Annotated in this window: 10 protein-coding genes; 5 read left to right on the top strand and 5 right to left on the bottom strand. The window is 54.7% G+C overall.

The window, feature by feature from the left end; translation table 11 throughout:
* Positions 1-910 (top strand): ankyrin repeat domain-containing protein (locus tag RMSM_RS33260; protein WP_040770814.1); only part of this gene is annotated, 910 nt, incomplete at its 5' end.
* Positions 911-1,029: 119 nt separating this feature from the next.
* On the opposite strand, the gene RMSM_RS42185 is transcribed toward RMSM_RS33260, so the two are convergent.
* A complete protein-coding gene (locus tag RMSM_RS42185) occupies positions 1,030-2,799 on the bottom strand; it encodes a DUF1186 domain-containing protein (protein WP_201767107.1) in 1,770 nt (589 codons plus the stop codon).
* Positions 2,800-2,943: 144 nt separating this feature from the next.
* Here RMSM_RS42185 and arsC point away from each other — a divergent pair, with 144 nt between their 5' ends.
* The 3 genes from arsC (at position 2,944) to RMSM_RS33280 (ending at position 5,017) form a co-directional block, all read left to right on the top strand.
* Positions 2,944-3,294, top strand: a complete 351-nt coding sequence (gene arsC, locus RMSM_RS33270; protein WP_008708156.1) for an arsenate reductase (glutaredoxin) — start codon at positions 2,944-2,946, stop codon at positions 3,292-3,294.
* Positions 3,295-3,462: 168 nt separating this feature from the next.
* A complete protein-coding gene (locus tag RMSM_RS33275; protein ID WP_008708157.1) occupies positions 3,463-4,551 on the top strand; it encodes a prenyltransferase/squalene oxidase repeat-containing protein in 1,089 nt (362 codons plus the stop codon).
* A 136-nt stretch (positions 4,552-4,687) separates the two neighbouring features.
* Positions 4,688-5,017, top strand: coding sequence for a hypothetical protein (locus RMSM_RS33280; RefSeq protein ID WP_144058141.1), 330 nt, complete (start codon positions 4,688-4,690; stop codon positions 5,015-5,017).
* Positions 5,018-5,032: 15 nt separating this feature from the next.
* On the opposite strand, the gene RMSM_RS33285 is transcribed toward RMSM_RS33280, so the two are convergent.
* From RMSM_RS33285 to RMSM_RS33305, 4 genes are all read right to left on the bottom strand, one after another.
* Positions 5,033-5,485, bottom strand: coding sequence for a ferritin-like domain-containing protein (locus tag RMSM_RS33285; RefSeq protein ID WP_008708160.1), 453 nt, complete (start codon positions 5,483-5,485; stop codon positions 5,033-5,035).
* Between the two features lie 366 nt (positions 5,486-5,851).
* A complete protein-coding gene (locus RMSM_RS33295; protein ID WP_008708170.1) occupies positions 5,852-7,519 on the bottom strand; it encodes a TolC family protein in 1,668 nt (555 codons plus the stop codon).
* Between the two features lie 197 nt (positions 7,520-7,716).
* Positions 7,717-9,066 (bottom strand): HlyD family secretion protein, encoded by a 1,350-nt coding sequence (locus RMSM_RS33300; protein ID WP_008708171.1) that lies wholly within the window; start codon positions 9,064-9,066, stop codon positions 7,717-7,719.
* Between the two features lie 50 nt (positions 9,067-9,116).
* Complete coding sequence (locus tag RMSM_RS33305; protein WP_040770821.1) at positions 9,117-11,267, bottom strand: ATP-binding cassette domain-containing protein; 2,151 nt, start codon at positions 11,265-11,267, stop codon at positions 9,117-9,119.
* A 485-nt stretch (positions 11,268-11,752) separates the two neighbouring features.
* On the opposite strand from RMSM_RS33305, the gene RMSM_RS33310 reads away from it, so the two are divergent.
* Positions 11,753-12,073, top strand: a complete 321-nt coding sequence (locus tag RMSM_RS33310) for a helix-turn-helix transcriptional regulator (RefSeq protein WP_063870296.1) — start codon at positions 11,753-11,755, stop codon at positions 12,071-12,073.
* Positions 12,074-12,340: the final 267 nt, after the last annotated feature.

The raw sequence follows: 12,340 nt of genomic DNA on the forward strand, positions 1-12,340 counted from the left end.
GATCCGAGCCGGTGCTCGACTAGACGAACGGCTTCCTCGATCGGATTTCTCGGCGATCATGTTTGCGGCTCGGCAAGGTCGAACCGACGTGGTGCTGCGATTGTTGGACGCAGGACTCGACGTGAATGCCACGATGAATCCCAGTCGACGTGGCGGTCGTGATCCGCGAAAGGGGACCTCCGCTCTGCTGCTGGCTGTTGAAAGCGGGCATCTCGAATTGGCGATTGATTTGGTCCGGCGGGGAGCCGACCCGAATGACCAACGCAGCGGCTTTGCTCCGCTGCACGCGATCACCTGGGTGCGTCGAACCGAACTTGGCGACAATCCTGCGGGTGATCCGCCGCCGCGAATCACCGGTTCGCTCGATACTCTCGATTTTGTACGAGCAATGGTAGACGGCGGAGCCGATGTGAACCTGCAGTTGAAAAATGGAACGTCGCGTGGCGGTCGGTTGAATCCCAAGGGGGCGACACCGTTTTTGTTGGCATCGCGGGGAGCGGATCTTTCGCTAATGAAACTGCTACTGGACCTTGGTGCGGACCCGTTGATCGCGAACGCCGACGGCACGACTGCATTGATGGCCGCCGCAGGGGTGGGCGTGATCGCAGTCGGGGAAGAACCCGGCACACCCGAAGAAGTCAATTTGGCGATCCGCATGCTGGTCGATTTGGGGCTGGACCCCAACACGGTGGATCGCAATGGCGAGACGGCGATGCACGGAGCGGCGCTGCGTACATTTCCCACCACGGTCGCGGTGTTGGCGGACGTCGGCGCGGATCCCGCGATTTGGAACAAGGAAAACCGTCGTGGCTGGACGCCGCATGAAATTGCCGCCGGCAAACGCCCTGGCAGCGTCAAACCATCGCCGCCGACGATCGCGGCGCTTGACGAAGCGCTACAGGTGCACTGATCCGTTAAGCCGCAAGCGTGATCGCACAACGGAGGCAGGCATGTTCTCTGAGGGGGGCTTGGGATACGGCAGTATTTTTGCCTTTGAAAATTTGCCGTAGTGGACAAGGATTACGAATCCTAGTTCTTGCCACAGCACTTCTTGTACTTTGTGCCACTTCCGCACGGGCAAAGCGAGTTTCGCGGCACTCGCGTCTCCGCGGCTTTGACCGACATCTTACTACGCTTGCTCGGCTCTGTCGCGAGTGCTCGTATTTGGGAGGAACGCTTCGCGGTAACCCGGTCGGGATAGAGAGCGTTCTCGTCAAACATGACCGAACTTTCGATCATCGCGATAGGGGATTTGAACTCACTTGCAATCTCCTTAACAATCCTGTCGGCTTGGTCGGGGTGTTCAACACAGCATTTTGCTTTGTTCTCACTCACGAATGCATTTGAAATGCCAAACTCGCGAGCGCGACGGACGACCGGTTCTTCGTCGCTTACCGATAGCAGACACAGTGCATCGTAGATCGCATGAGGTAGTGGGGCGGGAGCTTCAAGAGATTGCTCCAACAGCTGAAGCAGTTTGTGAACTGCCTGTTGACGCGGTAGATATCCCTGCCAAACCGAAAGTGGATAGAACATCGTCAGCGATGCGCGGTCCAACGTGTCTCGACTCGAATCTTCCACTCGTTGATCAATGGGACCACAATCGCCCAGCAAGCTTCGCGACAAGGCGGAAACAATCGGAGCTTCGATGGCGTCCCCAAACACCTCGAAGCGTTGGTCCGGCGTCAGGTCCAGGATGCCAAGTAACTCGTTGCTACAGGTGACATCTATCTCCGCCGCGAGAATGGTCGCAGCAAGGAACGGTCCATTGCCAGAACGAGGATCATCACTCGTGGCCTGCGAAAGCCCGTACCGCACTTCATCGGCAAGACGATCCATCAGCGACGAAGCGTGTCTCGATAACATCTGCACTGCTTCGCGGGGATAGCTTTGGTCATTGGAGTTGCGGATCGCGGTAAACCATTGATCGATCTGCTCGCGATCAGGCATTTCGCTGCGATAAGACGGAATATCGCTCGTGATGTCACGATACTCTGTACAGCGAGGATCAAAACTGTCACTCGCTTTGGAAAAACAATGCCAATTGCGAAAGTACTCAATCAGGTCAGGTTCGTCCTCATGCTTCGGAGTCCAAATCGGTTGCCCAGTCTGGTTCTGCGAAAGTTCATCCATGCAGCTTTCGTAGTCAATGAAATCCTCGTCAATCTGTCCACGCTTGAAGCACGATTCGATAAACGTCTTTTCTTCATGGGCGGCTAGCTCCATGAACTCGCACACGATCGAGGCCGACACCATGTCAGCGGAATGATTCGACCTAAGCTGCAGCCACTTTTTCAATCGTGCAATCGCAGTATCGCGAGACATTTGCCCGTCCCTGACCCAGCAACGCAATACGGAAGCCAAGTGACACTGACAATATGAGTAAACATTGGGATTCTGGATCATGGATTCGATCCACTCAGTAAGCGACGCGACGTTATCCGCATCGCTCATCTTTACGAACAGCGAAGTGCCAAAACCATGCACCAAATCGCCAATTGCCGCGGCCAGTGTTTGTTGGTCGAGTTGATAGAATCGTTCCAGCGTCGGCAACATGCCGACGTCGGGACAATTGCGGAGCATCGCAAAGCAAAAGAACGATTCACGGGGCAGGCTGCCAATTCCGCCTCTTACGTTCTGGACAGTCTGTTCTAAACGCGACAACAGCACTTCGTTTGCCGCTGACCCGCGAGAGAGAATTTCACGCATCACCGCTTCGGGCAACACGTGTCTCGGGAAGCGTCCTAAACAGGTCACGAGTTCATCTAACGAGGGCGTAAGCACGGTTTCGGAATTCATGGTTGGTGGTACGCTTTAGAGTCAAGGGGGACACCTGCGTTGGGAACGCACACTGTAGCGTAGACATATTCTCTTGACCAATAGAAGCCCCAATCAGGAAACAAATATTATCGGGCCCGAACCCACTGTTTTGAAAACACAATCATGACCACCATCTACCACAACCCTCGATGTTCCAAATCTCGCCAAGCCGTCGAACTGCTTGAATCACACGGCGTCGAATTTGATGTCGTAAAGTACTTGGACGCTCCTCCCAGCGAGAAAGAGCTTGGGCGGATCGTCAAACTGCTTGGGATCAAACCCGAACAACTGGTTCGAAAGAAGGAAAAGCTGTTCGGCGAACTGGGGCTCGGCGATAAGCAGTTATCCGACAATGATTGGATCGCCACTTTGGCGGCTCACCCAAAACTGATCGAACGCCCGATTGTGGTGCATGGCAAAAAGGCGGCCATCGGTCGTCCGCTCGAAAATATCACGCAGTTGCTCGACGAGTGAGCAGACACCCGCTGCTGGGGAAATCGCTATACTAGGCTCAGTCTGAACACCGCTGAAAGTCGCCTTTCGCTCCGCCAAAGTTGAGGGAGAAAGCCGCTCTCGCGAAGTGAGAAACCACTTTCCAGGCAGAGCCTAGGCGAATCCCACCCACCCAAAGAAACTGCCGCGATGAGACCGAACCTGCTAAAGCGTGTCGCTGCACTGACGGTGATGACATTCCTGATTTTCAGCACCCCTTCGGCAGCGCAGCAGCCGATCACGCTGGATGACGTCGCCGAAGGATTGCCGGTAATCTCGGCAGACGAACCGATCGCGAAGCAATATTCGCAGACGAAAGCGGCGCAGTATTTAGATCGTGCGGCGTTGAATTGGCAGAAGACGAAAAAGTGTGCCACCTGCCATACCAACCTGTTCTATTTGGCAGCACGTCCCGCATTGCACTCGACGTTGCCCGACTCGGGCGAAGTCCGCCGTTTTTACGAAGACTATCGCAGAGTGCGTTGGCAGAAACGGATGCCTTCGCAGGGCCAAGGCTTCTGGACGATCGTTGTCGCAGCGGGTTTAACCTGGAATGACTTGCAGACCACCGGCAAACTGAGCGACGCCGCGCGAGAAACGCTCGATATCATGTGGACGACGCAACGATCCGATGGGGGATGGAGTTGGCCCGATTGCAATTACGCGCCGCTGGAGATTGACGATCACTATGGTGTCACTCTCGCCGTGCTGGCCGTCGGTATCGCTCCGGATGGTTACGCAGAAACTCCGCAGGCGCGTGCGGGGCTAGAAAAGGTGCGTCAATATTTTGCAGACAATCCGCCAAAATCACTGCATCATCGAGCGATGCTGGCTTGGGGGGCGAATCGCATCGACGGGATCCTCAGCGACGCGGACCGCAACAAAACACTCGGAGAACTTCTTGGCCGGCAACTTGATGACGGCGGTTGGTCCACCGCGGGACTTCTGACCGACTGGAAAAACCTCGATCGACCCGACGATCGACCTCTGAAAATCAACACCAGTGACGGTTATGCCACGGGGCTGGTGATCGTGATCGCTCGCGAGCTTGGTGTCCCGGCGGACGACGCTCGATTGCAGCGTGGTGTGGCGTGGCTGAGATCGAATCAGCGTGAAAACGGCATGTGGTTTACCGCGTCTCCGGTTATGGAGTGCAGTAATCTCATCACCAATGCCGGCACCGCCTTGGCGATCCTCGCCCTGCAGTCTTGTGGCGAGTTGCCTGGAGGGAGTCTGTGAAGAAAATCCCCATTCTGCTCTCGGACGCTGCAATTCAGCCCATTCGGCGAACTATTGCAAATGATTCTCAATAAAGGATTGACGTCCGTAGAAATCCATGGAGAATAGGAACGCCTGGGTAATCGACGAAGCCTGGATGTTCCCACCTCTTGAGAGCCAAATGCCCTTTACCGAACAGATTCTCGGCGTTGTGAATTCGTCCGACGGACATCGCGTGCTATTGGTGCTTCGCGAGCGACACGCTAAGCCATTTGAGTTGAGGACGGAAACGTTTTCGTCCAATGTCGGCTGGTTTACCCAACAATCGCTGGAATTGACGCGATTGGAATTCAGCGGACTGAAGAACGTTTTGGGGCTTCCGCTGGCTCGAGTTTGCAGCCAAACGCTGCAAGACATCCAACCTGCCGACCGCGAAGAGAGCGGTCAGTCGATCCTGTCGTTCGCCGCCGCTACGAAAACGGCGTGATCGTATTGAAGCGGTTTAGCCCGACTTGCGAGCTGACAATTCGGCTTCTGCAGTGGAACTTTCGCGAAGCAGTTTCGAGTATTCGTCGACCCCTTCTTGCTCTTGTAGCAAAATGTCTTCGAGGAAAACGACAAGCGAACGAGTCCCTTCGGCCAATTCGAGTGCTTTTTCGTACATTTCAACGGCCTTGGATTCGAACGCCAAGGCATTTTCAAGCATTTCACGCAGATCACGCGTTTGCTTGATCTCGTTTCGCTGAGCAACGGGAACGCCACCGAGCGCGACGATCTTGTTTCCGATTAGCTTGGCGTGGTTAAACGACTCTTTGGCGTCTCCTTCGAACTTTTCAGAGTAAACCTCGCGCCACGGGCCTTCGATGATGAACGAGGCTTGCGAATACTGGGCAACGCCCGTCCATTCGTGTTTAAGGATTTCGTTGAGCTGGGTGATGACGGCTTCGTTCGACATGATTGTTTTCCTAGTGAAGAGTGTCGTTTAATAGTTGAGGAACGTGCAAAACATGTTCCATGGTGAATTTGGGGGGCGAGAAGCATTCATCACGTGAATCGGCCGCGGGGTTGCTTCTATTTGGACTCTATCGGCGCCAGACGCGAGTGACAAGCGTGAATTCGGCTGTTGCGAAACGAATCACGAAGATGCCGTCAAAACCTCATTTTCCGGTTAATGAGAGTCGTTATCAACCGGCTTGAAGCTTAGCCAATTTCCACAGCCGAATCGTTTTGCGGTTGTTTGATAATGACGCAGAGCGAGTCGGAAAGACTCGTTTGGTGTCACTCGATGCGGGCCGCATACCTGCCTTGCCGCGAGACGACCTTATTCGTCTGCTTGGTCGGCGTCGGGTGATTGAGAGTGCAGCTGCCAGTCACGTTCCATCGCGTCGGCCTGCGGCAGTTTCGGCTTGGGAAGGTTCCCAGGGCCGGGCATGTCGCTCTCGGGAAGCGATGAGACCACCATCGCTTGATCCAGCGGATCCAAACCGAGTGCAATCTGCATTTGTGCCAAGGCTGCAAACCAATTGCGCTGGGCGTCGACCAACTTGATCTCGGTTTCATTCGCTTTGCTTTCTAGCAGATTCAGATAGATCAGATCGATTTTTCCCTTTTCAAAAGCGAACCGATAGCGATCGAGCGTTTCCAGTGCGGTTTGCAGCGAGACCTCGGTTTGCTCGACAATCTGCGATGAAAGCTGCAGCGCGTTGTACGCGACCTGCAACTCGTTGGCAATCTTGTCCTGCGTCAATCGTAACTTCTCGTTGATCTGAATGATCTTGCTATTGGTTTGTTGGATCTTGCCACGCGCTTTGCGACGTTGGATCGGCACCTCGCTGGTGAAACCAATGACCAATTCAAATTCACCTTTGTCATCCGACTTGGTGGCGGGTTCTCCCATATCTTGGGACGCTTCGCTGATGAAATCAAATCGCGGCAGCAATTCATTGTTCGCCAATCGGCGATCGAGTTGGACGCTTCGCATTTCGAACTGCAAAAGCTGCGGCTCGGGACGTCGGCTAAGGGCCGCGGCCAAATCGGTTTGGAAATCGCTGGCGGGTGGTGGTTGAATGATCGGAAATCGCTTTGGCAACCACGCGTCGCTGGGGACCATCGGTTGTCCGCCTGCGTCACGAAGATAAAGAGCAAGCTTGAATGAGGTTGCCCGGAATTTTTGTTCCGTTTCCAAAACCTTGGCTTTGCGTTCGGCGATCAGTTGTTGGTTCAAAATCAAATCGATTTCGGCAAACTTGCCTGCTTGCACACCAATTTCGAATTGTTCGCCGCGACGTTCGGCCAACGAAAGCAATTCGCGTTGAGCTTCGAGGATGCTGCCCATCGCGACCCAGTCCCAGTAGACCGCAGCGGCATCACGCGAGATATCCAGGATCGTTTGCTGAATGATCGGACCTGCGGCCTGTTGCGCAAGTCTGGCTTGGAACACAGCAACACGCTCGGGATCGATCGCACGCCCTTGCAGCAAAGGCTGTGAATACTTGAGCTTGAACTCGCCGGCGTCATCGGTTTGGCGTTCTTTGTACCAAGGTTGGTAAAATCCGCGGCCGATACGATAGCCGGCCGAAACATACCCGCCCCACCACGTTTGCCGGGCGACCCCCAAACCGTTTCGATAGTTCTCGTAGAACCCGGTGGGCTCGGAAATCGAATACGCATTGAATTTGGTGTCATACTCGCCGTAGGCGGACAAGACTTGGCCGTTTGCAATGTTGGGCTCTTGTCGAGCCTGCTGGATTTCAGGATACGATCGGTACAGGCTGGCGAAGACGTCGGCCAGAGTTAACGCCGGATCGGTCGTCTCGAGATCCTGGCCCGCCGTATTCTGGTCCGCTGTATTCTGGTCCGCTGTATTCTGGTCCGCTGTATTAAGCGAAGCGTCGGCGGGAGCGACCTCGGCACTGTTTCGGAGTCGAGCTTCGGTGTCGTTTTCGGCATGGAGATCTGTGTTTTGCTCGATGTCGTCTTCGACCAACATCAAGAACTGCGTGAACGAACTTTCAGGGGCTAGCTGGACGACCTGCGCACTCGCATTGCCGGCCAGTGTGATAGGAAGCAGCAGTATGCTAGCTAAAACCGATTTTGAAACACTCCAGCTGAGAGCCCGATTTTGCAACCAACCGGGGTGTCTGTAGGCCCTTCCGGATCGGCGGATTGTCGCTGCGCGGTGGACGCTCAAAGCTTGGGCAGTTTCACTTTTTGGCCTTTGTCCTTCGACTTGTTCGGTTCGTTGTTCGCGACAACGGGGGGAAAACCGTTTAATTGGCGCCATATCTCGTAGCCGAGTGGAACTTGTTTTAGCAGCACCCAACCATTGGTGCGCACTCCTTGACGTAAGTATCGGTCATCCGGCCATCCATCCTCCCGCGGAAAGTGATTGTCAGGCGTCACAACCACCCGAAAATTTCCCAATCCGTCGTCGGTTGGAAAAACCCGGTTGATTTTTCCTCCAAACGTGCCGACGGCGACCGAGGGCCAACCGACGAACTGGACCGCGGGCCAGCCTTCGAATTGCAGTCGCACGCGGTCGCCGACTTTCAACAGCGGCATGTCGTTACCGCTCACTTTCATCTCCACGGCCAAATCATCGGTCTCAGGAACGATCACAAACAATTGATCGCCTTCCTTGATCGTGTCGCTGCCGGTCACGCCGTACCACTGTTGGATGAATCCGCTACGGGGGGCCATCACCTCTAAACGGTCCAGCTCGCCCCGTTTATTTCTTAGGTCCAATATCTCCTTTTCGATCACGTTGATCTTCTGCATCTGCTCGAGCACCTTCTGGCTGGCGTCTCGATTCTTGATATCGATCTCTTGCAGTTTGGATTCAATTTCTTCTTCTTTTGATAGCAGCACTGCGGACTGCTCGTGCACTGCATTCTCGGCTTTATTCAGTTTGGCCAGTTGGGACTCAACGGCTTGGCGTTTGGAGAACAGTTCTTCTTTGGAAACCAATCCGCGAACCGCGACCTCTTCGGCGATTCTTAGTTGGTTGCGTTTGTCCGAGAGTTCGGATTGGATCAGGGCGACTTCGTCTTTGGCTTGTTCCCATTTCTGTTTCGCGGCTTGATAATCTTGCTTCAGCGATTGAGCCAAATTTTTACCGCTGCTTTCTTGCAGCACCGCCGCCTGTTTGGCGACATCCAGAGAGGAGGTCGCCGATGCCTTTTTGGATTCCGCGGCAACGATTTGCGAGTCGATTTGGGAAACTCCCTCGGCAGCAAACGGAGTGAGCCGCAACAGCAATTCGCCCTTTTGCACATAGCTACCTTCACGCAACCCCTCTTTCACGTAGCTGACCACGCCCTTGGATGGACTCATGACAGGCTGTGGTCGTTCCTGCGGATCCAGAGCGACGACGGTTCCGATACCGCGCGCGGTTTGTCGCCAAGGCACAAACAACAACGCAACCACGGCGATGACCAATGCGACGAAGGTGATGCGACCGCACCGCCGGATGAAGTTCCCGGTTCGCACCATCTGCATGGTCGAGAAGTCTTCTTGGTTTGAAAGTTCTTTTAACATGATTACATCAGCGGTAGTGGCGATAAAACGTCGATCATCAATGGCGAGGCTTATGACCCTTTGCGAACAGCGATTTCGATTTCACACAGTTCCGCGACGTCTTGGCGGTTGGTCGTGACGACAAGCGTCCACGGCGCGTCGTCGGCGGCAAGCGTTTGCCAAACGGTTTGACGATCTTCGCTCGATAAATCGTCCAGCAAACCATCCACGATCAGCAGTTTGGGGTGCATCAGAATTGCTCGTGCCAGCACCAATTGCCGCGATTGGATGTCGCTTAGCGGATACCCGTGGGTTTGCAATCGCGACTGCAAACCGTCGGGCATTTGTAGGACTAAATCAAGCAGACCGACACGCTTTAATGCGTCGCGTAACCGGTGCGCGGTCATCCCGCTACGCGCCAAATCCAGATTCTCGCGTAGCGTTCCATGAAACAGATCATTGGTTCCGGCGTAACCGATGAACCGTCCCTCGCCTGTTGCCGCGGCATGTACCGGGTCGTGCCCCGCGACTTGCGCGGTGCCTTCGAGCGGGCTCGTGATTCCGGCCAAGGCTCGCGCCAACAACGACCGGCCATTCGTATCGTCACCGACAATCGCGACGCGGCTGCCGGCATCAATGGTGGCTGCCGGGACCTTTGATTTCGACAACCCTCCGTCCAGAACAAGATCGCTCCACTGAATCTCGGCCGGTCCATGCGGCAACACGGCTGGCTCTTGTCGGGTATCGACGGGCAGATCGATCAAATGGCCCACCTTATCGATGCCCGCCATCAAGTCGTAAAACTTTTCGATCGACTTGCCGGCTTTGGCGAAAGCCCCGACCACCACGGTCACAACCAATTCGCTGGCGACCAATTGGCCAAGCGTTAATTGGCCGTCAATCACCAACCATCCACCCAGCGCGAGTAGGACTGTCGATGCGATCGCATGTAGTGAGATCGCAAACACCACTTGCCGAATCACCACGCGAAATTGAAGCTGCCGCGCGGCGACGTACTGCGCCGTTAATTGGTTCGCGCGTTGCACCGCAAGCGTTTCGCCTCCGCCAAGCTTGAAAACCGAAGGCGACGCGATCACATCTTGCAACCAGTGAGCCACCCGGTACTTCGTTTTCGACTCGTCAATCGAAGTGTCGATTCCGCCACGGCCGAGTAGCCAAGTGATCGAAATCATCGAGATCACCAGCACGATGTCAAAACCAAGCAAAAACGGATGGTAAAAGGCCAACAAAAACAACCCCAGCACCGTCGTCAACACAATCGTCACGCCGTCCATCAACAGCACTGCGGTTGCTTTTTGAATCGTCATGATGTCAAAGACACGATTGGCGAGTTCACGAGGGAACTCGCCCACGAGCGATGCCTGACTGACGCGCGGAAATCGGTGCGCTAAATCGCTGACAATGCGAACGAACTGACGCCGCTGGATCAATTCGACCGCGATCGCTTGCAGGACTTTCAACACTCCGGCGATTCCGAGACACGTCAACAACATCACCCCCAATACAATCAGAGGCTGTAGGTAGGTTCCCCAGCTAACGACATTCACCAACGATTCCACGGCCAGCGGTGTTGCTAAAGCTAGAATTCCCGCGACAAATGCGAACAATACGACCGTCAGCAAGTCGCGTCGATCGAGGTATAACAAACCAAGAAAGCGGCGGAGCGGCGTGGGATGATCATCGTGGGGATGCAAATCCGACGTGAATGAATCGCGCGCGGTACGAGCCGCCGAAATTGAAACGCATGGCAATTCTTTGCGACACGTAAAACAACGCGGTGGTGGGTCCGAGCGAAGCCATGCGCGAAGCTGTGACTTGCTATAGGTCCGAGACCTCGTCGAAACCGGCGTCCTGGGTAAATCGCTGACCTCACAGCCTTGAATACCACGTCCGGCAACCGTTTCGAGCACATCAAATCGACCATCGCTGTGCACGATCAGAATGGGGAAGCGTTCCTGTACGAAGCCAAATAGTTCTTCAGCCGCTGAAAATTTTGTCTCGCTTAATATCAGCTCCGCGTGTTTAGCGCTGGCCAATAAGCGGGCTAACGGGTCCTTCGACTGTGAATCCGCATTCTCGTCGCTCGATTGGACATCGGATCGCTGGATCGGTACACCGATTGCCAAGCCGATGTGGGTGAGAACTCGGAACATGGTCTCTTCGCTGAGCGCAAGCGTTTGCGGCGGAACAGAATTTGGCAAAACGAGACTCGAATCGGGTTCATGCATAAACGTTGTGGGAGCGAAAGAGTCAATTGCAATGACGCCGCCAAGCTTCAGCATGCAACAGCGAGATGGCGTTTGGAAGCACGCACGCAGGAAGCTACTCGTCTCCGTTCAGTCAAGCGACCTGGGCTAGCGGCGAACGATGGATAGGACGCGGTTCCCATCGAAAACGCCGTGGCTAACGTCAAGAAGGCAAAGAACCGAAGGACGACGACCTGCTATCGTGATTGTATCCCGCAGGTCATGCGAAGTTTATTACGCGAAAAATATGTCGTCAATTGATATACGTCTTTCGTTGGCAAGGTCTTCAGGCGAAAGACTGGAAAAACACTGGGATTTGCCGCATTTGGAGGGGCTGATTTGCGAAAATGTTTTCGTGAATTTACTTTCGCGTATTTGGCGATATACTGGACTCATCCCCAGCCCCCGAGACTTTTCGCTCCGGCAACGACCTTTTCGAAATGAGTAAAACGGCAAAGCCATCCCGCCCCCCATCGGCAAGCGGCGAGACCAGCCGCTGGACCTTCCTGACCAATCACGCCCACGTGCTGATCGTGCTGCACAGCGATCCTGATATGGTGCTGCGCGAAGTCGCCCTGCGAGTTGGCATCACCGAGCGAGGCGTCCAGCGAATCGTTCAGGATCTCGAAGACGAGGGGTTCATTCGTCGCGAGAAAGTGGGACGCAAGAATCATTATCAAGTGATGACCGACGAATCGCTCCGTCATTCGCTCGAAGCCCATTGCACGATCGGTGATCTGTTGAAGCTGATCAGCGGGTAAACCGGGCGGTACTTGCTCGGGCGTTTTTAACACCCATTTGCACTGCCCGTTTGCACTGGCAATTTGCACTGGCCATTTGCACTGGCAATTTGCACTGGCAATTTGCACTGGCAATTTGCACTGGCAATTTGCACTGGCCATTTGCACTGGCCATTTGCATTGGCCGATTGCACTGGCCATTTGCATTGGCCGATTGCACTGCCACTGGCAACACCAATCGCTGCTGCGTTTGCGATGCCGCCAACCTATCTTATTTCGCTGGTCCAC

The sequence above is a fragment of the Rhodopirellula maiorica SM1 genome (genome assembly GCF_000346295.1).
Taxonomy (GTDB): Bacteria; Planctomycetota; Planctomycetia; order Pirellulales; family Pirellulaceae; genus Novipirellula; species Novipirellula maiorica.

Bases quoted from the DNA above. Each gene is read 5' to 3' on its own strand.
- RMSM_RS42185 (WP_201767107.1), bottom strand. From the start codon at position 2,799: ATGAATTCCGAAACCGTGCTTACGCCCTCGTTAGATGAACTCGTGACC.
- arsC (WP_008708156.1), top strand. From the start codon at position 2,944: ATGACCACCATCTACCACAACCCTCGATGTTCCAAATCTCGCCAAGCC.
- RMSM_RS33275 (WP_008708157.1), top strand. From the start codon at position 3,463: ATGAGACCGAACCTGCTAAAGCGTGTCGCTGCACTGACGGTGATGACA.
- RMSM_RS33280 (WP_144058141.1), top strand. From the start codon at position 4,688: ATGTTCCCACCTCTTGAGAGCCAAATGCCCTTTACCGAACAGATTCTC.
- RMSM_RS33285 (WP_008708160.1), bottom strand. From the start codon at position 5,485: ATGTCGAACGAAGCCGTCATCACCCAGCTCAACGAAATCCTTAAACAC.
- RMSM_RS33295 (WP_008708170.1), bottom strand. From the start codon at position 7,519: ATGTTGGTCGAAGACGACATCGAGCAAAACACAGATCTCCATGCCGAA.
- RMSM_RS33300 (WP_008708171.1), bottom strand. From the start codon at position 9,066: ATGTTAAAAGAACTTTCAAACCAAGAAGACTTCTCGACCATGCAGATG.
- RMSM_RS33310 (WP_063870296.1), top strand. From the start codon at position 11,753: ATGAGTAAAACGGCAAAGCCATCCCGCCCCCCATCGGCAAGCGGCGAG.